The following is a 19,931-nucleotide window of genomic DNA, read 5'->3' on the forward strand; positions in this document are numbered from 1 at the left end:
TGATTGATGGCTTCGCGCCTGCGCCCATTGCTCACGCCGCCGAATAATGGCACACAAAAAGAGAACAAACTCGACTTGCGAGTGGCCCTAAAACAGGGGCAGGTCGCCGATATTCCTGCCATCTTCCTATAACTCCTGAACTCCTGCAACCCCCGGGTCAACGCTTGGACGACCCGGCTCTATCGCTCCATCCAGTCGAGCCACGGAGGATTGCCTGTCGCTTCCATGGCGCCGGGCGTTCAAAGCCCAAGCCGCATGGCGTGCAGGGCCATATCAGCCGGGCAGTGCGCGGCATTGCGACAGCAGGACGGTTTGTGCATCTTCGGGTCCGTAAGACAGCACGGCCATGTCGCCCTTGCCCCAGATTTCGTATCCGGCCTCACCCTCGCGGTAGCGCGCGCCGGATGCCGAGCGGGCGATCCGCAGGATACGCAACCCACCCTCTATCCAGGCGACGGCCTGGGCATGCTCATCGGGGCCATTCACGTAGATGACGGGCAGCGTCACGCCGCGTTCGCATTCATAGGTAACGCGCTGCAAGTCCGGGGTCTCGGCCAAGGCAGCCAACGGCAGCAGCAGGAACAGGGCGGCAAGGGCAGGGCGCATCGGGGTCAGTCCAGCGCCAAGGTCATGAAGGTCGAATTGGGGTCGGGACGGTAATCCGCGAAGGGCGGGCATTCGACGAAGCCCTCGCTTGCATACAGCTTGCGCGCGGGGGCAAAGCTGGGCTGCGCGCCGGTTTCCAGCGAGAGACGCGAGAACCCCCTCTGGCGGGCAATGGCGATCATGTGACGCAGCAGCAGCCGCGACAGGCCGCGGCCGCGCGCTTCCGCCAGCACATGCATCGATTTGATCTCGGCCAGACCGCCGCCCAGATCGCTGAGTGCGCCCATCGCCAGCGGCTCGTTCCCCTGTCGCAGCACGAAGAAGGCGATGTCCCGCGAAGCCAGCGCCTCGCGCGGCATCATGTGAATCGATTCGGGCGGCGTATCGGCATGCATCGCCTGATGGTGACGCAGAAACAGCAGATCCAGTCCGGTTGCGCTGGGCGGTTCGGCCTGGATCGTCACGCCCTGCGGGAGTGGCGGCAGAGAGGGCTGGGGATAGGTCATGGCGCGCTTGACGGTTGCTGACGCGGCAAGCCTAGCCCTTTGGTGCCACCAGGTCCAGTCCGTCAAAGCCCTTGCAAAAGCGAGGCCAACCCCTTGCGGCCCCCCGGCCCGCGTGGCTACCTTGCTTCCATACCGCAACAGCAGGGGCATTCATGCGTATCGGCATCCTCCAATGCGGCCAGTCGCCCGCGCCGCTCAAGGACAGGCTCGGCGACTACCCCGACATGTTCATTCAACTTCTGGGCGGTCGGGGATTCGAGTTCAACACCTGGCATGTCGAGGCCATGGACTTTCCCGACGACGTTCATGACGCGGATGGCTGGCTTCTGACGGGCTCGCGCCACGGTGTCTATGAAGATCACGCCTTCATCCCGCCGCTTGAGGCGTTCATCCGCCGCGCCTATGGGGCGGGCGTGCCGCTGGTCGGCATCTGCTTCGGTCATCAGATCATCGCGCAGGCCCTGGGCGGGCGCGTCGTGAAATATCCGGGTGGCTGGGCGGTCGGCACACAGGATTACGATTTCGACGGCCAGACCTTGACCTTGAACGCCTGGCATCAGGATCAGGTCGTCGATCTGCCTCCGGGCGCCCGTGTCATCGCGCGCAATGCCCACTGCCAGGCCGCGGCGCTGATCTATGACGACCGCGCCTTGACCGTGCAGGCCCATCCCGAATTCACCGATGATTTCATCCGCGGGCTGATGGAAACGCGCGCCAAGGGAATCGTGCCGGACGATCTGCTGGACGGGGCGGGGCGCCGCATGGGCACGCCCAAGGATTCGGCGCTGCTGGCCGACAGGATCGAAGCGTTCTTCAAGGCGCCCCGCGTCCTGCAGGAGGGCGCGGCATGAGCGACTGGACTCAGAAGGCCCCGCAGGCGGTGCGCGACTTCATGGCGGGCCGGCGGCTCGACGAAGTGGAATGTATCGTCGCCGACATCGCGGGCGTGGCGCGGGGCAAGGCGATGCCGGCCTCGAAGTTCGCGCGGCAGGAACGGTTCTACCTGCCGAACTCGATCTTTCTGCAGACGATCACGGGGGGGTGGGCCGATAACCCCACGGGCGCCTTCACCGAACCCGACATGATCCTGACGCCCGATTACTCGACCGCCACGGCCGCGCCATGGACGGCGGACTGGACCGTGCAGATCATCCACGACGTGATGGATCAACAGGGCAATCCTGTGCCGATCGCGCCGCGCAACGTGCTCAAGCGCGTCGTGCGCCTGTATGAAGAGCGCGGCTGGAAGCCCGTTGTCGCCCCCGAGATGGAGTTTTTCCTGGTCGCGCGCAACATCGACCCCAACCAGCCGATCATCCCGCCCATGGGCCGCACAGGCCGTCGTGCGGCGGCCCGGCAGGCCTATTCCATGTCGGCAGTGGACGAATACGGCAAGGTCATCGACGATATCTACGATTTCGCCGAGGCGCAGGGCTTCGAGATCGACGGCATCCTGCAGGAGGGCGGTGCGGGCCAGGTCGAGATCAACCTCAATCACGGCGATCCGGTGGCGCTGGCAGACGAGATCTTCTATTTCAAGCGTCTCATCCGCGAGGCCGCGCTGCGCCATGACTGCTTTGCCACCTTCATGGCCAAGCCCATCGAGAACGAGCCTGGCAGCGCCATGCATATCCACCATTCGGTCGTGGACATGGCGACCGGGCGGAACCTGTTCTCGGACGACCAAGGGCGCGAGACGCCGGCCTTTCTGCATTTCATTGCCGGGATGCAGCGGCACCTGCCGGCCGTGATCGCGCTGTTGGCCCCCTATGTGAACAGCTATCGCCGCTATGTCCCGGACTTCGCGGCGCCGATCAATCTGGAATGGGGCCGCGACAACCGCACGACCGGCCTGCGCGTGCCGGTCTCTGGCCCCGAAGCGCGGCGTCTGGAAAACCGGCTGGCGGGGATGGATTGCAACCCCTATCTGGGCATCGCGGCCAGTCTGGCCTGCGGCTATCTGGGCCTGATCGAGGCCGAGAATCCGCGCGCCGAATGTCTTGGCGACGCCTATATGTCCGAGGACGAACTGCCCTATAATCTGGGTGATGCCCTGGACCTTCTGTCGGAAAGCGAACGCGTGCGCGAGGTTCTGGGCGGTGAGTTCTGCGCCGTTTACGAGGCGGTCAAGCGGCTGGAATACAAGGAGTTCCTGCAGGTCATCAGTCCGTGGGAACGCGAGCATCTGCTGTTGAACGTATGAACCTTCTGCATCTGAACGACCGGCCCGGCGCCTATCCGCCCAGCCTCTATGCCGCCGAGGTGACAGCGGATCTGCGACCCTCGCTGATGGGCGAGGCGCGGGCCGATGTCGCGGTGGTCGGGGCGGGCTATACCGGGCTGTCGGCGGCGCTGCATCTGGCGCGGCGCGGCTATCGGGTGGTCGTTCTCGAGGCGCAGCGCGTGGGCTTTGGCGCGTCGGGACGCAATGGCGGGCAGATCGGCAGCGGCCAGCGGCAGGATGTGGATTGGCTGGAGGCGCGGCTTGGTCCGCAGATGGCGCGCCGCCTTTGGGATCTGGCCGAAGAAGCCAAGGCCCTGACCCGCCAGATCGCTTCCGAGGCGGGCGTTCCGGTCCGCGAAGGCATCGCCCATGCGTGCCGCAACCGGACCGAGATCGACCATGCCCGCCAGATGGCCGACCACCTTGCCGCCCGCTACGACTACCCTCATGTCGAGATGCTGGACCGTGACGCGCTGGCCCATGCGCTTGGAAGCGCGGCCTATGAGGGCGGCGATCTGGACCGGGGCGCGGGGCATGTGCAGCCCCTGTCATTGGTGCTGGGCCTGGCCCGTCTGGCCGAGGCGGCGGGCGCGGTCATCCATGAACGCTCCGAGGTCGCGCGGATCGACCATGCCTCCCGCGCAGGCCAGGCCAGCCGGATCATCACGGACCAAGGCACGCTGCGCGCCGATCATGTGATCCTGGCGTGTAACGGCTATCTGGGCAGCCTTGACCGCGGCATCGCGGCCCGCGTCATGCCGATCAACAACTACATCGTCGCAACCCGCCCCCTTGGCGATGACTTCCCCGAGATCCTGCCCGAACGGATCGCGGTGGCCGACACGAAATTCGTCGTGAACTACTGGCGGCTGGATGATCAGCGACGGCTGGTCTTTGGCGGCGGCGAGACCGTGACCTATCGTTTTCCCCGCGATATCGCCGCCGTCGTTCGCCCGCATCTGCTGGCGGTCTATCCCCAGCTTGACGGGGTCGAACTGACTCATGCCTGGGGCGGCACGCTGGCCATCACCATGAACCGGATGCCCTGTTTCGCCCGGCCTGCGCCGAACTGCCTGTCGGCCAGCGGCTTTTCCGGCCATGGCGTCGCGCTGGCCCATCTGGCCGGACGCCTGATGGCCGAAGCCGTTGCGGGGCAGGCGGAACGCTTTGACGTGATGGCCTCGGTACCGGTGCGGCCTTTTCCGGGCGGCGCGATGCTGCGTCAGCCGCTGCTGGTGGCAGGCATGGCGTGGTATGGGCTGCGCGACCGGCTGGGGTTCTAATCGCGGGGCAGGCCCATCCGATCCAGCACCTGCAGGCGGATCTGGCCGTTCTCGCGGTCGGTCACACCCAGAAGCCCCGCGACCAGGCGGATCAGGCTTTCCTCGTCCGGGCCGCGCGTGTTGTCGGCATAGGCAACCTCCCACATGGCGGCCAGAATGCCCGCGCGATCCTCCAGCGCGATGCGGTCCTTGATCTGGCGGGTAAAGCGGACCGTGTCGGCAGCCTCGGCCTCGATTTCTTCGGCCTGAAGGCGGCGGGCAGCGGCCTCTTGCGGGGTCAGCCCACGGCGGCAGGCCAGAACGCGGTCTATGCGCCTGCGCTCGGCTTCGTCATAGTGATCGTCGGCGCGCGCCACCCGCACCAGAAGTGCGGCGATGGCCAGTTCCGCATCCTCGCCCCGAAGAGGCGGGGCGGGCGGCGTGTCGCCCATCAGGCGGTTGAGAAGATCCCTGAACATCGCGCTAGCGGCCCCCGTTCCCGCCCACGGCGCAGCCTTCGACGATTAGCACATCTGCGACCGGGACCAGAGCGCGCAGCACCCTGCCTGCCGGCCAGGCGGAACCGTGATAGCGGGCGCGGGCCGCCTTGACGCCGGGAAACCCGATCACCACGCTGCGGGGGCGGGCCGTGCCCTCGACCGCTTCCTGTGGCTCGGCGCGCTGGAGAAAACGCGCGCCGTATCCAGCGAAGGCTGCCGTCTTGGCCGCGCGACAGGGGTCATGGGCGGCGGGGTCGTCGATCGTCACATGCGCGATCCAATGGCGCTTGGGCATGGTTCCTCCGGGTCGGGCGAGCCGGAGATGACCCGCCGATCCGACAACGGTGACGCCCCTGCGCGCGTTCCGCAACCGCGCGAAGTTGCCGCCCCTAGTAGCGTTGCGGGACGTAAAGCTCGCGCGGCAGCACCTCGCGTTCGTAATCGGGGTTGAACACCCGCTGGGGCAGCGAGATCGGCTCGTGCGGCACCTCCTCATAGGGGATCTGGTCCAGAAGGTGGCTGATGCAGTTCAGCCGGGCGCGCTTCTTGTCGTTGCCCGGCACGATATACCACGGCGCCTCGGGGATGTTCGTGCGCTCGAACATCTCTTCCTTGGCCTTGGTATAGGCCTCCCACCGGACACGGGATTGCAGGTCCATCGGCGACAGCTTCCACTGTTTCAGCGGGTCGTGGATGCGCATGAGAAAACGCATCTGTTGCTCTTCATCTGTGATCGAGAACCAGTATTTGACCAGCCTGATGCCCGAACGCACCAGCATTCGTTCAAATTCGGGCACGTCCTGAAAGAACTGTTCGACCTGATCTTCGGTCGCAAAGCCCATCACGCGCTCGACGCCCGCGCGGTTATACCAGCTGCGGTCGAACAGCACGATCTCGCCCCCTGCCGGCAGGTGGGGGACATAGCGCTGGAAATACCATTGCGTCTTTTCGCGGTCCGATGGCGCGGGCAGGGCGACGACACGCGCCACGCGGGGGTTCAGCCGCTGCGTGATGCGCTTTATCGCACCGCCCTTTCCGGCGCTGTCTCGACCCTCGAAGATGACGACGACCTTTTCCTTGTGATGGCTGACCCAGTCCTGCAGCCGGATCAGTTCGGATTGCAGCCGCAAAAGCTCGGTGAAGTAAAGCTTGCGGTCCATCTGGTCGGGGTGATGGCTGCGATAGATGCGCCGGATCTCCTCCGAGAGGACGGCATCCTCAAGCTCGATCTCGACATCTTCGTCCAGCGTCTCTTGCAGTTCGGCGGCCAGCCAATCCTTGGCGCTGTCGTCCATCCTTGTCTCCTGCACAGGGGTTTGCGGCTTGGTAAGGCGCTATGGTAACGGTTTTGCGTCAGCCCCCGTGCCCGGCGAAAAGCCGCGCGCATTCCGGCGTCATCGCCAGCACCATGCCCCCGCCGCGCGGGTTGTCCACCGTGCCGCACCATTGCCCCGAGGTCGAGAACAGGCTTTTCGTCCCCCGCGCAGGGCGATAGGCGACGCGCCGCCCGTTCACGTCGAAGAGGTTCAGCACGCCCCCCGCATTCGGCGCGTAATAGCCCAGAACGTCGCCATGTGCGGTCAGGATCAGCCGGTTTTCGTTCGCGGGGTTCGTGGGGCGGTTTTGCCAGACCGATGTGCCATTCGCGGTGTTTGCACCTGAATTCCACGCGGCATGGGGCGCATTGCCGGGTCGGGTCGGGCTGTTGGCCGGGTGGCCCGGCCCCAGTTCAAAGGGCAATAGCCTTTGGTCCAGGATGATCAGCGCCGCATCGGCCGCAGCCTTTTGCGGCGACAGCGTCAGGGCCAGCGCGGAAAGGATGAACAAGAGCTTTACGGTCATGCCACCATCCTGCCTGCCGAAGAGAAGTTTGTCAGCCGCGCAACGCATCGGCCACGCGGTCGCGTTCCTCGCGCGAGCCGGGGATGCCAAGACGCAGCCAGCGGCCCGACCACGGAAAACGCCGCGACCAGATCCGGGCGCGAGCCAGCCTGTCCTGTGCGGCGCCTGCGTCGGGGGTTGCGTAAAGCCGGAAGAGATGCGTGCCGCCCACACAATCCCAGCCCGCGCGCGACGCCTGGATGTCCAGCCACAGACCGGCCTCGCTGTGATAGACGATCGTCTCGTCCGCAAAGGCACGGTCGGCCATCGCCAGGGCGCCGATCTCCAACGCGGGGCCGCTGACGGACCAAGGGCCCGCAATCTGGCGCAGGGCGTCCAGGGTTTCGGGGCGCGCCAGAGCAAACCCCAGGCGCAGCCCCGCCAGACCCCAGAACTTGCCGAAACTGCGCAGGATCACGGCGTTGTCCGGGATGGCGCGGGCCAGAGACAGGTCGGGGCGCGGATCGGCGAAGCTTTCATCCACGATGAGGCGTCCGACCTTGGCGGCCAGCCGGGCCAGAGCCTCGGGCGGCCATTCGCGGCCATCGGGATTGTTGGGATTCACCACCACGGCCAGATCGGCGCCTTGCATCTGGTGCGGATCGGCCAGGCGCGTGACCTGCCATCCCGCCGCTGCAAGGCTGGCGCCGTGTTCGTTGTAGCTGGGCCACAGGATTGCCGCGCGACCGGGGCGGTCCAGGCGGGGCAGGGCCTGGATGGCCGCCGTCGCACCTGCCATCGGCAGGACGTGATCGGGCGGGCAGCCGAACCAGGACGCGGCCTCTTGGATCAGGCGCGATTCGGCCTCAAGCCCCGGCAGTGCGGTCCAGCTTTGGGCCGAGAGCGACGGAACCGGCCAGGGGTTGCGGTTGATTCCTGTGGACAAGTCGATCCAGTCATCGCCGCCAAAGCGCGCCCGCGCCACGTCCAGATCGCCTCCATGATCCCGCTTCATCCCTGCGATCCTGCTCTTGCTCTGGGTTATGCACAGCCCCTGCTGCTAGGACGCAATCTGTCCACAGGCAATGCGTTAACGAAATTTTACTTTACACCCGACGGAAAGCCGCACACGATATATGGTAAGAACATTCCGGCGACCCCGCCTGATCTAGCGGCGTTGCCATAAGGCTAGCGGCAGCAGAACCGCATCCGGCGAAGGACAAGGCAGGCATGGCACAGACCGACCACTATATCGCCAGCGATGAAATCCACCCCATCGACATCGTCGAAGCTGTGGCCACTCATCACGACTGGGATTTCGACCGCGTGGCCGACGACCAGATCGCCATGGTCGTCGAAGGGCAATGGCGCAGCTATTCCCTGACGCTGGCCTGGTCGGCGCGCGAAGAGGTGCTGCGCCTGATCTGCACCTTCGACATGGACCCGCCCTCGGACCGGATGGCCGCGCTGTATGAGACGCTGAACCTGGCCAATGATCAGGTCTGGGACGGCGGCTTCACGCTCTGGGCGCAGCAGCGGCTGATGGTCTGGCGCTACGGGCTGGTCCTGGCGGGCGACGCCATCGCCTCGGCCGAGCAGATCGACCAGATGATCGGCAATGCGCTGATGGCCTGCGAGCGGTTCTACCCCTCGTTTCAACTGGTCGCCTGGGGCAACAGCAGCCCCGCCGCTGCGCTGGACATCGCTTTGGGCGAAACCTACGGTCGCGCCTGACGGGGGTGCCCACCCCCGAGTCGATGCGGGGGGAAAGATGAGCGATTTCGACGAGATCAACCGGCGCGGGCTGGTGCTGGTCGGCTGTGGCCGGATGGGCGGCGCGATGCTGAAAGGCTGGCTGGCGCGCGGCCTGAATCCGGGCGCGGTGACGGTGATCGACCCGAGGCTTGCGCCCGAATGGCAGGACAAGGGCCTGCGGGTGAATGCCGACCTGCCCGACAGCCCGGCGGTGCTGGTCCTGGCCGTCAAGCCGCAGATGATGGCCGATGCGCTTGGCCAGATGCCACGCCTGACCGATACGCTGGTCGTCTCGGTCGCCGCCGGCACCAGGATCGGGGCTTTCGAGGCGGCCTTTCCCGGTGTGCCCATCGTGCGGGTCATGCCCAACACACCCGCCGCCATCGGGCAGGGGATTTCGGCCATGATCGGCAATGCGCGCGCCGGGGAAGGCGAGCTTGCGCTGGCCGAATTGCTGATGTCCGCCGTGGGCCGTGTCGTGCGGCTGGACTCCGAGGATCAGATGGACGCCGTCACCGCCCTGTCGGGCAGCGGCCCGGCCTATGTATTTCACATGATCGAGGCGATGGCCGCTGCGGGCGAGGCGCAGGGCCTGGCCCCCCACCTGGCGCTGGATCTGGCGCGGGCGACCGTCGCGGGGGCGGGCGCCCTGGCCATTCACGAGGACGAAGACCCCGCAAGGCTGCGTGAGAACGTCACCTCGCCCGGCGGCACCACAGCGGCGGGGCTGCGCGAGCTGATGGATGCCGAACGCGGCTTGAAGCCCCTGATGGCGCGCACCATCGCCGCCGCGACCGAACGCGGTCGCCAGCTTGGCCGGGGCGAGGCATGACGATCAGCTTCGACGATTTCCTCAAGGTCGATATCCGCGTGGCGAGGATCACCCGCGCCGAACCCTTCCCCGAGGCGCGCAAGCCTGCCATCAAGCTGTGGCTGGATCTGGGCGATCTGGGCGAGCGGAAATCATCGGCCCAGATCACGCGGCATTACGCGCCCGAGACGCTGATCGGCAAGCAGGTCCTGTGCGTGGTGAACTTTCCGCCGCGTCAGATCGGCCCGGTCCGCTCCGAGGTTCTGGTGCTGGGGGTGCCCGACGCCGAAGGCGAGGTCGTGCTGATCCGCCCCGATCTGGACGTGCCGAATGGCGGGAGGCTCTATTGAAGCTGCTGGTGACGCGCCCGATGACCGAACGCGCGACGGCGGCGATCAACGCGCGCTTCGACGCGACCTTTCGCGGCAATGATCCGCTGACCGAAGCCGGGGCCGCGCAGGCGATGCGCGATTACGACGCGATCATTCCGACGCTTGGCGATGCCTTCACGGCGGCGGCCTTCGAGGGGCCGCTGCGCTGCCGGATTCTGGCCAATTTCGGCGCGGGCTACAATCATATCGACATCGCGGCGGCCCATGCGGCGGGTGTGACCGTCACCAATACGCCCGATGTCGTGACCGACGCCACTGCGGATCTGGCGATGGCGCTGATCCTGATGACTTTGCGCCGCGCCTCCGAGGGCGAACGCATCCTGCGCTCCGGGGCCTGGGAGGGCTGGAACCCGACGCAGCTTCTGGGCCGCGATGTCACGGGACGGCGGGTCGGGATCATCGGCATGGGCCGGATCGGCAAGGCCATTGCCCGGCGTTGTCATCTGGGCTTCGGGATGGAGGTGATGTTCTTCAACCGCTCGGCCGTCTCGGCGCTGGACATTCCCGCGCAGCGCATCCGCGACCTGCACGAATTGCTGCGCGCCAGCGATGTGGCGGTGATCGCCGTGCCGGGCGGAGAGGAAACGCGGGGCATGATCGGAGAGACGGAACTGGCCGCGCTTGGTCCCAACTCGGTTCTGATCAATATTGCACGGGGCGATGTGGTGGACGAGCCCGCGCTGATCGCCGCGCTGGAAACGGGCAGGATCGCGGGCGCGGGCCTTGATGTCTATGCCGCCGAGCCGCATGTGCCGCCCGCGCTGATCGCCGCGCCCAACACGACGCTGCTGCCGCATCTGGGCACCGCCACGGAGGAGGTCAGAACAGGCATGGCCCTGCGCGCGCTGGAAAACCTGATCGCCCATGCCGAGGGTCGCCCGCTGCGCGACCCGGTATTGCCGCCGCGGCAGGGAACCGGTGCGCAGCCCTCGTCGTTGTCTCTGCATATCACGCAGGAATTGCAGGAGACAGACATGAACTGGGATATCATCCAAGGCAAGTGGAAACAGCTCAAAGGTTCGGTCAAGGAAAAATGGGGCGAGCTGACTGATGACGAACTGGATGTGATCGACGGCAACAAGGACAAGCTGGCCGGCAAGCTGCAAGAAAAATACGGCTGGACGAGGAACGAGGCCGAGAAGCACATCGACGACCATTTCCGCGACCGCTGATCGCCGGACATGAACGGAAAGGGCGCCCGCCGGGCGCCCTTTTGCGTGTCAGTGTTTGCGTATCAGTTGATGCGCTTGCCGGTTTTCCGGTCGAACAGGTGCAGCGCGTCCGGGCGATAGGACAGGCGCAGGCTGTCGGGGATCGACCCTTCCGGCGGCAGCGCGATGGTCAGCTTCTCGCCGCCCGTCGTGCCATGGACCAGACGCTGCGCGCCCAGTTCCTCGATGGCCAGAACCTGCATCTCGATCGGTCCGTCCGGTGCAAGGGTCAGATCCTCGGGGCGGATGCCGACCATGCCGGCATGGGCGGTGCCCGGTAGATGCGGCACGGCGCGGCTGTCGATCAGGTTCATTGCGGGGCTGCCGATGAAGCCCGCCACAAAGGCCGAGGCCGGGCGGCGATAGACCTCAAGCGGCGTCCCGATCTGTTCGACCTTGCCGCCGTTCAGCACCACCAGCCGGTCGGCCAGGGTCATCGCCTCGAGCTGATCATGCGTCACATAGATCGAGGTCGTGGCCAGACGCTTCTGCAACTGCTTGATTTCAAGCCGCATGGCGACACGCAGCTTGGCATCAAGGTTCGACAGCGGCTCGTCGAACAGGAAGGCGGCCGGCTCGCGCACGATGGCCCGGCCCATCGCGACGCGCTGGCGCTGTCCGCCCGACAGGGCGCGGGGCTTGCGGTCGAGGAAGGGGCCGATCTGCAGGATCTCGGCCGCCTCGTTGACGCGGCGTTCGATCTCGGCCTTGGGGGTGCCGCGGTTTTTCAGGCCATAGGCCAGGTTCTGGCGCACCGACATATGCGGATAGAGCGCGTAGTTCTGGAACACCATGGCGATGTCGCGTTCGGCCGGCTCCAGCTTGTTCACGACGCGGTCGCCGATGCGGACCTCGCCCTCGGAAATCTCCTCGAGGCCCGCGACCATACGCAACAGCGTGGACTTGCCACAGCCCGAGGGGCCGACCAGCACGATGAACTCACCATCCGCGATGTCGAGATTCACGTCCCCCACCGCGCGGCTGCCGCCGGCATAAAGCTTGCCCAGATTGTGAAGGGTGATGGACGCCACGTTATTTCTCCGTCTCGACGAGGCCTTTGACGAACAGGCGCTGCATGAAGATCACCACCAGAACGGGCGGGATCATCGCCAGCATGGCTGTCGCCATGACAAGATGCCATTGCGGCAGACCGTCCACGGCGTCAGCCATGCGGCGGATGCCGGCTACGATGGTGTAGTAATCGGCGCTGGTCGTGATCAGCAGCGGCCACAGATACTGGTTCCAGCCATAGATGAACAGGATCACGAAGAGCGCCGCAATATTGGTGCGCGACAGGGGCAGCAGGATGTCGCGGAAGAACTTCATCGGACCCGCGCCGTCGATGCGTGCGGCCTCGGTCAGCTCGTCCGGGATGGTCAGGAAGACCTGCCGGAACAGGAACGTGGCTGTCGCCGATGCGATCAGGGGAATCGTCAGGCCCGCATAGCTGTTCAGCATCCCAAGATCGGCCACGACCTGAAAGGTCGGCACGATCCGCACTTCGACCGGCAGCATCAGCGTGACGAAGATGCACCAGAAGGCCAGGCCGCGGAAGGGAAAGCGGAAATAGACGATGGCAAAGGCCGATGTGACCGATATGACGATCTTTCCAACGGCGATGCACATGGCCATGATGAGGCTGTTCATCATCATGTGCCCGACCGCGGGCGTGCCGCTGGTCGAGAGCCCGCTGTCCAGCATCCGGCTGTAATTCTCCACCAGATGCGGGCCGGGCCACATCGGAATCGTGCCCGACATGAAGGCCGTGGGTCCGTGGGTCGATGCGACGAAGGCCACCCAGACCGGCAGCGCGACGACGCAGACGCCGAAGATCAGCAGAAGATGGGCGGCCAGATGAAGGCCGGGGCGGTTCTCGATCATCAATAGGCCACCTTCTTCTCGATGAAGCGGAACTGGATCACGGTCAGCACCGTCACGATCAGCATAAGGAAGACGGACTGCGCTGCCGAACTGCCCATGTTCTGCCCCACGAAGCCGTCGAAATAGACCTTGTAAACCAGGATGTTCGTGGCCTGCGCCGGCCCGCCCCGCGTCGTGGTGTCGATCACGGCGAAGGTGTCGAACATGGCATAGACGATGTTGACGACCAGCAGGAAGAAGGTCGTGGGCGACAACAGAGGGAAGGTGATATCGAAGAAGCGCCGCACCGGGCCCGCGCCGTCGATGGCGGCGGCCTCGCGCAGGCTGTTCGGGATGGCCTGCAACCCGGCCAGGAAAAACAGGAAGTTGTAGCTGATCTGCTTCCAGGCACTGGCGATCACGACCAATGTCATCGCGTCACCCGGGTTGCTGATGTGATTCCAGTTGTATCCCAGCTGCCCCAGCACATAGGGCATGATCCCAACGGTCGGGTTGAAGATGAACCACCACAGGATTCCCGCCACGGCAGGCGCCACCGCATAGGGCCAGACCAGCGCGGTCGTATAGATGCGCGATGACCGGATCATCCGGTCCACCGCCACGGCCAGAATCAGCGCGAAGCCCATCGAAAGCAGCGTTACCGAGACTGCGAACACTGCCGTCACCTGCAGCGAGTTCAGGTATTCGGGGCTGTTCAGCAGCCGCTGGAAGTTCTCGAACCCGACAAAGGTTGTGCGGATGCCGAAGGCGTCCTGGCGCAGAAAGCTCTGGCGGATGGCCTGGGCGGCGGGCCACAGGAAGAAGATGAATGTGATCGCCAGTTGCGGGGCCAGCAGAAGCCAGGGCAGAAGCTGGCTGTTGAATATCGTGCGCTTCATCCGGGCGACGGGCCTTGTTGCGGTATGGAAAAACGGACCAACAGGGGCCGCGCGGTGTCGCGCGGCCCCTGCGATCATCAAGGGCAGATTACTGGTTCTGCGCCTGGAATTGCTCGATCAGATCGTTGCCGCGCGCCACGACCGAGTCCAGCGCGGCCTGGGCATCCTTGGCGCCCGACAGCATCTGTTCGAATTCCTCGTCGATGATGCCGCGGATCTGGACATAATTGCCGAAACGCAGACCCTTCGAGTTCTCGGTCGGTTCGTTCAGCGTGATCTGCTGGATCGGTGTTTCCGCGCCGGGATTGTCGGCGTAGAAGCCCCGCTCGGCCGAGAGGTCATAGGCGGCCTGGGTGATCGGCAGATAGCCGGTCGCCTCGGCCCAGTCGGCCTGGACCTCGGGTTGGGTCAGATAGTCGAAGAAGGCCGCGACGGCGCGGTATTCGTCATCCGACTTGCCCGACAGCACCCACAGCGTCGCGCCACCGATGATCGAGTTCTGCGGCGCGCCCTCGATATCGTCGTAATAGGGCAGCATCCCGAAGCCCAGATCGAAGGCCTCCGTGTTGGCGATGACGCCCGCGCGTGCGGCCGAGCTGGCCATGTAGATCACACATTCCTGCGCATAGAACGCCGGAGGCGCGTTGTCGCCGCCGACCGGGCCGCCATAGCGGAACAGCCCCTCGTCGGCCCATTGCTTCAGGTTGCCCCAGTGACGCACCTGCGCCGGACCGTTCAGCGTCAGGCGCGAATCCAGACCGGCAAAGCCATTCTCGCCGGTGCCGATGGGCTGATTGTGCCAGGCGCTGAAATTCTCGGTCTGGATCCAGCTGACCCACTGGCTGGTGAAGCCGCAGGGCGCCGCGCCGGATTCCATGATCTGGCGGCTCATCTGCTCCAGCTCCTGCCAGGTCCGGGGCGGCTGTTCGGGGTCAAGGCCGGCCGCCTCGAAGACGGTCTTGTTGTAATAGAGGATCGGGGTCGAGCTGTTGAACGGCATCGACAGCATGTTGCCATTCGTGTCGGTGTAATAGCCCACGACCTGCGGCAGGAAGATCGACGGGTCGAAGCCATCGCCATATTCTTCCATCAACTGATGGACGGGAACGATCGCGCCCTCGGCGGCCATCATCGTGCCGGTGCCGACCTCGAAGACCTGCACGATGGCGGGCTGCTGATTGGCGCGAAACGCCGCAATGGCCGCAGTCATCGTCTCGGGATAGGTGCCCTTGTAGGAGGGCATGACACGGAACTCGTCCTGGCTGTCATTGAAGTTCTGCGCAACCTCTTCGAGTTTCGCACCAAGCTCGCCGCCCATGGCATGCCACCATTCGACCGTGGTCTGAGCCTTTGCGGCCCCGAGCGAGGCAATCAGCGCGAGAGCCGATATTGTGCTGTAACGGATCATGTTCCCTCGTTTCTCCCATTCGAGATTGCGTGATGCGCTCCGCCTAGCGGTAATGTGCGACGGTCACGCAAAACAGATATGACAGTGATGTGAAATCCAGACCGGGCGGTCAATGTTTTTCGTTCCTGCGCGCAAGTTTTCCGTGAGACGCCGGCTTGCGGCCAATGCGAAGGAATTTATGTGCCGAAACGCAAAAAAAGCCCGCATCCTGAAGGGATGCGGGCTGAATCCGCCGCCCCGCGGGGCGGCGGCAGAGGGATTTCCCATCACGACGCGGGCAGCAGCACCGTGTCGATGACGTGAATGACGCCGTTCGATTGATCCACATCCGCGATGGTGACAGTGGCGGCATTGCCGTTCTCGTCCGTGATCTGGACCGAGCCGTCATCGGCCAGCGAGGCGGTCAGGGTGCAGCCGCCCACCGTTTCCAGCGCGGCCTCGCCGTTGCCGGCCTCGATCAGTTCGGCCACTTGCGCGGCGTGCACGTCACCGGCAACGACATGGCAGGTCAGAATGGTCTGAAGCTGTTCCTTGTTTTCGGGTTGCAACAGCGACTCGACGGTTCCGTCGGGCAGTGCCTCGAAGGCGGCGTTGACGGGGGCGAAGACGGTGAACGGCCCTTCGCCGGCCAGCGTATCGACCAGATCGGCGGCCTGCACCGCGGCGACCAGCGTGGTGTGGTCGGCCGAGTTCGCGGCGTTCTCGACGATGTTGCGGTCGGCCAGCATTTCGGCACCGCCAACCATGGGATTGGCATGATCGTCAGCCATGGCCGGCAGGGCCACCATCATGCTGGTTGCAAGGATCGAGGCACCGAGGGTCTTGAAGCGATTGGTCATGATTTCCTCCAATTCATGGTGGCGGGCGATCCGGTCGCCCGATGTCCCTATCCACGAAAAAGGCCACGCAAAGTTGCCTCGCTGCCGATCAACTCGGGTTGACATCGTCGTGATCTCGGGCAAGGGCAAGCGGCATGAAAAGACCCGCCCGGGCTGCATCCGGACGGGTCGGGTTGTCTTGACGCGCGTGGTTGTCAGGACGCGGGCAGAAGCACCGTATCGATGACGTGAATGACGCCGTTGGACTGATCCACATCGGGGATGTTCACAACCGCCGTGGTGCCGTTTTCGTCCGAGATCAGCAGCGCGTTGTCGGTGTCGCGGATCGAGGCGGTCAGCGTGCAGCCGCCAACCGTCTGCAATTCGGCGCTGCCGCCGCCCTGCATGATCTTGCGGCCCAGGGCGGGCGAGAACGCCTCGGTCGGGACGACATGGCAGGTCAGGATCGTTTGCAGCGTGCTCAGGTTCTCGGGCTTCAGCAGATCCTCGACCGTGCCTGCGGGCAGTTTGGCAAAGGCCGCGTCGGTCGGCGCAAAGACAGTGAAGGGGCCGGGGCCGGTCAGCGTCTCGGCCAGACCAGCGGCCTGCACGGCAGCGACCAGGGTGGTGTGATCGGCCGAGTTCATCGCGTTTTCGACGATGTTGCGATTCGGAAACATCTCGGCGCCGCCAACGATGCGGTTCTGCGCGATGGCGGGCATGGCCAGCGCAATGCCTGCGGCAAGCAGGGCGCCGAGTTTCAGAGTCGATTTACGCATGTCTGGTTCCTCCGTTGGCGGGGTGCGCAATGCACCCTGTGCTGCCATCAACGGAGCGGGGGCGGCCAAGTTGCGCCCGCCGCACCAGTTCGACAGATCACGATGGCGTGAGCGACGCGATGGCGACGACAGGGCCCGTCGCCTGCCCGGTGGGCGATCCGCCCTCGGGTTCGTCCGACAGCGCGATGCGGATGGCGTCGGATGGCTCAAGCCCCGCGGGCAAGGCCATGCGCAGATTGCCCGTGCGCGGGACGAGGCCAATCGAGATCGGCGCGGAGCCGTCCGGCTCGATCCACCAGATCTCGTAATCGCGGCCGGCGGCGGCCGGGCCGCTTTCCAGCGCAATCTCCATCTCGCGACCCTCGACCCGGGCAGAGACGCGCAGCGCCTGATCTTCGGACAGCAGCTCGGCGCGATAATCAGGACCGGCAGGCGCCGGAGCCTCGCGTCCCGGCAGAGCGGGCAATACCAGGATCGCGGCCAGGACGGCGACGGCCAGCAACCCGGCCAGCACCGCCCAGGGGCCGCGCCACCAGCCGCTGGGCGCCGCCGGATCCTCGGACAGCGGCGCGGCGCTGTGCCCGAGGCGTTCGCGGATCCCCTGCCGGGCGCGGGCGGGGGCCATTACAGGCGTCAGGCTTTCGGCCAGCGCGGCCAGCCGTTCCTGCCAGTCGCGCACAAGCTGGGCAAAGGCCAGGTCCGTGGACAGACGCGCCACGGCGGCCTCTGCCTCGGGGCCGTCGAGCAGCCCAAGCGCCAGTTCGGCGGCCAGCGCCTGATCCTCTTGCTCGGGCGTCAGGGGAAGATCCTCGGTCATTGGCTTACGCAATCCTTCAAGCGCAACAGGCTGCGACGCAGCCAGCTTCGCACGGTATTGATGGGCATCCCCTCGCGCTTGGCCAGATCGGCATAGGTGACGCCTTCAAGATAGACGGCCCGCACGGCATGGGCCTGTGGCGCGGCCAGCTGCGCCAGGCATTCGTCCAGCAGCCGCCGCTGCTGGGCATGGATGGCGGCGTGTTCCGGGCCGGGCGCGTCGCAGGGGACGCATTCGGCCGCCTCGGCAGGGGCGGTGGCGGGGCGCGAACTGCGCGCCCGCAGCCGGTCGATGGCACGGTTGCGCGCGATGGTGATCAGCCAGGTCATCGGCGACAGCCCGTTCGCGGCATAACGCGAGGCGTTCTGCCAGATGCGGATATAGACTTCTTGCAGCGTTTCCTCGGCCTCGGGGCGGTCCTTCAGGACCGATAGGCAGACGGCATGAAGTTTGGCCGAGGTTGCTTCGTAAATCTGGTCGAAGGCATCGCGGTCCCCCAGAGCCACGCGGGCGATCAGCTGTTCCAGTTCGGTGCGGCGAACGTCTGTCACGGGCGGTCCGTCCTGTTGTGCAAGGTCACGTCACCTTATGAAAGGGGGCATGGCGCGTCAACGCGGCCGCCTTGCGCCTTCGGCGGGAATGCGCGATCAATGCGCCGACATGCAGGAAAGGGCTGGACCGATGCTGGACATGAACGCCAAACCCACCGAAGAGATCGACCTGCGCGAGGTGTTCGGTCTGGACAGCGACATGAAGGTCAAGGGCTTCGCCGAGCGCAGCGAACGTGTGCCCGATATCGACAGCACCTACAAGTTCGACCCAGACACCACGTTGGCGATCCTGGCGGGCTTTGCCTATAATCGCCGAGTGATGATCCAGGGCTATCACGGCACCGGCAAATCGACGCATATCGAACAGGTCGCCGCGCGCCTCAACTGGCCCTGCGTGCGGGTGAACCTGGACAGCCATGTCAGCCGGATCGACCTGATCGGCAAGGATGCGATCAAGCTGGTGGACGGCAAGCAGGTGACGGTCTTCCACGAGGGCATCCTGCCCTGGGCCTTGCGCAACCCGACCGCGATCGTCTTCGATGAATACGATGCGGGCCGCGCCGATGTGATGTTCGTGATCCAGCGCGTGCTGGAGGCGGACGGCAAGCTGACCCTGCTGGACCAGAACGAGGTCATCACGCCCAATCCCTATTTCCGCCTGTTCGCCACGGCCAATACCGTGGGTCTGGGCGACACGACGGGCCTCTATCACGGCACGCAGCAGATCAACCAGGGTCAGATGGATCGCTGGTCGCTGGTCGCCACGTTGAACTATCTGTCCCACGACGCCGAGGCCGCGATCGTGCTGGCCAAGGTGCCGCAATACAACAACGAGAAGGGCCGCAAGATCATCGGCCAGATGGTGACCCTGGCCGACCTGACGCGCACAGCCTTCATGCAAGGCGACCTGTCCACCGTCATGTCGCCGCGCACGGTCATCGCCTGGGCGCAGAACGCGCGCATCTTCAACAATGTGGGCTATGCGTTCCGGCTGACCTTCCTGAACAAATGCGACGAGCTGGAACGTCAGACGGTGGCCGAGTTCTACCAGCGCCTGTTCGACGAAGAGCTGCCCGAAAGCGCGGCCGCCAAGGCGCTGTGATGCGCGCGGCGCTGGCTCTTGCGCTGATGGCGGGGCCAGCCCTGGCCCAGCTTGGCGATGACGAAGCGGCGATCCTGCCGCGCGTCCTCTCGGCCGTCCCGGTCGAGATCTCGGACGCCCATATCGGTGAGGAACGCGCCATTCTTCTGGTGGATGAGGCCGAGGGACTTGCCGATCTGGTGATCCTTGCGGGCCATCCCGACGAGGCGGCGGGTCAGCCGGTGCTGGTCGCGCGCGGTCTGGTCTGGGCCGGGCAGATGGCGGGGCAGGGGCCGTTCCTTGATGTCGCGCCGAATGGCAGCCTTCGCGTTCATGCCCAGCAGACCGCCATCGGCCGCCACGCCTGGGAAGAAACGCTGACCCTTGCTGAACGCGGCGGCCAGATCCTGGTGGCGGGCTATACGCTGTCCAGCTGGGACCGCATCACCGCCGCGACGGGCCGCTGCGACTGGAACCTTCTATCGGGGCGGTGGGAATCCGTCTCGGGCGGGCCGGACTCCGAAGATGTGACGCTGACCGGGCGCAAGGCGCTGCGCGTCACCCCCGCCGAATGGGCGGCGCGCGGGGGCGAGGCGCCGGAATTTTGCCGCTTCGAGAGTGACGATTAGG

Annotated in this window: 24 protein-coding genes; 9 read left to right on the forward strand and 15 right to left on the reverse strand. The window is 65.5% G+C overall.

Features of this window, described 5'->3' with window-relative positions:
- Positions 1 to 273: 273 nt before the first annotated feature.
- On the reverse strand, positions 274 to 606 hold the full coding sequence (locus tag KY389_RS07540) for an MliC family protein (RefSeq protein WP_219830284.1): 333 nt from the start codon (positions 604 to 606) through the stop codon (positions 274 to 276).
- 5 nt (positions 607 to 611) lie between these two features.
- On the reverse strand, positions 612 to 1,112 hold the full coding sequence (locus KY389_RS07545) for a GNAT family N-acetyltransferase (RefSeq protein ID WP_219830285.1): 501 nt from the start codon (positions 1,110 to 1,112) through the stop codon (positions 612 to 614).
- Positions 1,113 to 1,264: 152 nt separating this feature from the next.
- Between KY389_RS07545 and KY389_RS07550 the strand changes: the two genes are divergently transcribed.
- From KY389_RS07550 to KY389_RS07560, 3 genes are read left to right on the forward strand one after another with little or no spacing between them, the layout of a single operon-like run.
- On the forward strand, positions 1,265 to 1,963 hold the full coding sequence (locus KY389_RS07550) for a type 1 glutamine amidotransferase (protein WP_219830286.1): 699 nt from the start codon (positions 1,265 to 1,267) through the stop codon (positions 1,961 to 1,963).
- Complete coding sequence (locus tag KY389_RS07555; protein ID WP_219830287.1) at positions 1,960 to 3,315, forward strand: glutamine synthetase family protein; 1,356 nt, start codon at positions 1,960 to 1,962, stop codon at positions 3,313 to 3,315. Before KY389_RS07550 ends, KY389_RS07555 begins: the two co-directional genes overlap by 4 nt.
- Positions 3,312 to 4,619 carry an NAD(P)/FAD-dependent oxidoreductase gene (locus KY389_RS07560; protein ID WP_219830288.1) on the forward strand — a complete coding sequence of 436 codons (1,308 nt, stop codon included), beginning with the start codon at positions 3,312 to 3,314 and terminating at the stop codon, positions 4,617 to 4,619. The genes KY389_RS07555 and KY389_RS07560 overlap by 4 nt, the downstream gene beginning before the upstream one ends.
- Here KY389_RS07560 and KY389_RS07565 read toward each other — a convergent pair.
- The 5 genes from KY389_RS07565 to cobD form a co-directional block, all read right to left on the reverse strand.
- Positions 4,616 to 5,077 carry a tellurite resistance TerB family protein gene (locus KY389_RS07565; RefSeq protein ID WP_219830289.1) on the reverse strand — a complete coding sequence of 154 codons (462 nt, stop codon included), beginning with the start codon at positions 5,075 to 5,077 and terminating at the stop codon, positions 4,616 to 4,618. The genes KY389_RS07560 and KY389_RS07565 overlap by 4 nt on opposite strands.
- 4 nt (positions 5,078 to 5,081) lie before the next feature.
- Entirely contained in the window at positions 5,082 to 5,393 is a 312-nt protein-coding gene (locus KY389_RS07570) for a DUF1330 domain-containing protein (protein WP_219830290.1), read from the reverse strand.
- Between the two features lie 94 nt (positions 5,394 to 5,487).
- Positions 5,488 to 6,393 (reverse strand): polyphosphate kinase 2, encoded by a 906-nt coding sequence (ppk2, locus tag KY389_RS07575; protein ID WP_219830291.1) that lies wholly within the window; start codon positions 6,391 to 6,393, stop codon positions 5,488 to 5,490.
- Positions 6,394 to 6,451: 58 nt separating this feature from the next.
- A complete protein-coding gene (locus KY389_RS07580) occupies positions 6,452 to 6,940 on the reverse strand; it encodes a hypothetical protein (protein WP_219830292.1) in 489 nt (162 codons plus the stop codon).
- Positions 6,941 to 6,971: 31 nt separating this feature from the next.
- Positions 6,972 to 7,934: a threonine-phosphate decarboxylase CobD gene (cobD, locus tag KY389_RS07585; RefSeq protein ID WP_219830293.1), complete on the reverse strand. Its 963-nt coding sequence runs from the start codon at positions 7,932 to 7,934 to the stop codon at positions 6,972 to 6,974.
- Positions 7,935 to 8,149: 215 nt separating this feature from the next.
- Here cobD and KY389_RS07590 point away from each other — a divergent pair, with 215 nt between their 5' ends.
- The 4 genes from KY389_RS07590 to KY389_RS07605 are packed head-to-tail and all read left to right on the forward strand — an operon-like array spanning position 8,150 to position 11,049.
- The gene (locus KY389_RS07590) at positions 8,150 to 8,653 is read left to right on the forward strand and encodes a type III secretion system chaperone family protein (RefSeq protein ID WP_219830294.1); all 504 of its coding nucleotides are present in this window, start codon (positions 8,150 to 8,152) and stop codon (positions 8,651 to 8,653) included.
- Positions 8,654 to 8,690: 37 nt separating this feature from the next.
- Positions 8,691 to 9,506 carry a pyrroline-5-carboxylate reductase gene (proC, locus tag KY389_RS07595; protein ID WP_219830295.1) on the forward strand — a complete coding sequence of 272 codons (816 nt, stop codon included), beginning with the start codon at positions 8,691 to 8,693 and terminating at the stop codon, positions 9,504 to 9,506.
- Positions 9,503 to 9,835, forward strand: a complete 333-nt coding sequence (locus KY389_RS07600) for a tRNA-binding protein (RefSeq protein WP_219830296.1) — start codon at positions 9,503 to 9,505, stop codon at positions 9,833 to 9,835. Before proC ends, KY389_RS07600 begins: the two co-directional genes overlap by 4 nt.
- Positions 9,832 to 11,049 (forward strand): NAD(P)-dependent oxidoreductase, encoded by a 1,218-nt coding sequence (locus tag KY389_RS07605; RefSeq protein ID WP_219830297.1) that lies wholly within the window; start codon positions 9,832 to 9,834, stop codon positions 11,047 to 11,049. The genes KY389_RS07600 and KY389_RS07605 overlap by 4 nt, the downstream gene beginning before the upstream one ends.
- A 62-nt stretch (positions 11,050 to 11,111) precedes the next feature.
- Here KY389_RS07605 and KY389_RS07610 read toward each other — a convergent pair whose 3' ends face one another.
- The 8 genes from KY389_RS07610 to KY389_RS07645 form a co-directional block, all read right to left on the reverse strand.
- On the reverse strand, positions 11,112 to 12,119 hold the full coding sequence (locus KY389_RS07610; protein WP_219830298.1) for a sn-glycerol-3-phosphate import ATP-binding protein UgpC: 1,008 nt from the start codon (positions 12,117 to 12,119) through the stop codon (positions 11,112 to 11,114).
- A gap of 1 nt (position 12,120) precedes the next feature.
- On the reverse strand, positions 12,121 to 12,969 hold the full coding sequence (gene ugpE, locus KY389_RS07615; RefSeq protein WP_219830299.1) for a sn-glycerol-3-phosphate ABC transporter permease UgpE: 849 nt from the start codon (positions 12,967 to 12,969) through the stop codon (positions 12,121 to 12,123).
- On the reverse strand, positions 12,969 to 13,847 hold the full coding sequence (gene ugpA / locus KY389_RS07620; protein ID WP_219830300.1) for a sn-glycerol-3-phosphate ABC transporter permease UgpA: 879 nt from the start codon (positions 13,845 to 13,847) through the stop codon (positions 12,969 to 12,971). The genes ugpE and ugpA overlap by 1 nt, the downstream gene beginning before the upstream one ends.
- An 88-nt stretch (positions 13,848 to 13,935) precedes the next feature.
- Positions 13,936 to 15,255 carry a sn-glycerol-3-phosphate ABC transporter substrate-binding protein UgpB gene (gene ugpB, locus KY389_RS07625; protein ID WP_219830301.1) on the reverse strand — a complete coding sequence of 440 codons (1,320 nt, stop codon included), beginning with the start codon at positions 15,253 to 15,255 and terminating at the stop codon, positions 13,936 to 13,938.
- Positions 15,256 to 15,521: 266 nt separating this feature from the next.
- Positions 15,522 to 16,094, reverse strand: coding sequence for a fasciclin domain-containing protein (locus KY389_RS07630; protein ID WP_219830302.1), 573 nt, complete (start codon positions 16,092 to 16,094; stop codon positions 15,522 to 15,524).
- A 194-nt stretch (positions 16,095 to 16,288) separates the two neighbouring features.
- Entirely contained in the window at positions 16,289 to 16,852 is a 564-nt protein-coding gene (locus tag KY389_RS07635) for a fasciclin domain-containing protein (protein ID WP_219830303.1), read from the reverse strand.
- Between the two features lie 97 nt (positions 16,853 to 16,949).
- On the reverse strand, positions 16,950 to 17,669 hold the full coding sequence (locus tag KY389_RS07640) for an anti-sigma factor (protein ID WP_219830304.1): 720 nt from the start codon (positions 17,667 to 17,669) through the stop codon (positions 16,950 to 16,952).
- On the reverse strand, positions 17,666 to 18,220 hold the full coding sequence (locus KY389_RS07645; protein ID WP_343222921.1) for a sigma-70 family RNA polymerase sigma factor: 555 nt from the start codon (positions 18,218 to 18,220) through the stop codon (positions 17,666 to 17,668). The genes KY389_RS07640 and KY389_RS07645 overlap by 4 nt, the downstream gene beginning before the upstream one ends.
- Before the next feature lie 130 nt (positions 18,221 to 18,350).
- On the opposite strand from KY389_RS07645, the gene cobS reads away from it, so the two are divergent.
- Positions 18,351 to 19,322 carry a cobaltochelatase subunit CobS gene (gene cobS, locus KY389_RS07650; RefSeq protein ID WP_219830386.1) on the forward strand — a complete coding sequence of 324 codons (972 nt, stop codon included), beginning with the start codon at positions 18,351 to 18,353 and terminating at the stop codon, positions 19,320 to 19,322.
- The gene (locus tag KY389_RS07655) at positions 19,322 to 19,930 is read left to right on the forward strand and encodes a hypothetical protein (RefSeq protein ID WP_219830305.1); all 609 of its coding nucleotides are present in this window, start codon (positions 19,322 to 19,324) and stop codon (positions 19,928 to 19,930) included. The genes cobS and KY389_RS07655 overlap by 1 nt, the downstream gene beginning before the upstream one ends.
- The last annotated feature ends 1 nt before the right edge of the window (position 19,931 follow it).

The organism is Paracoccus bogoriensis (assembly GCF_019431455.1).
Lineage (GTDB): Bacteria > Pseudomonadota > Alphaproteobacteria > Rhodobacterales > Rhodobacteraceae > Paracoccus > Paracoccus bogoriensis.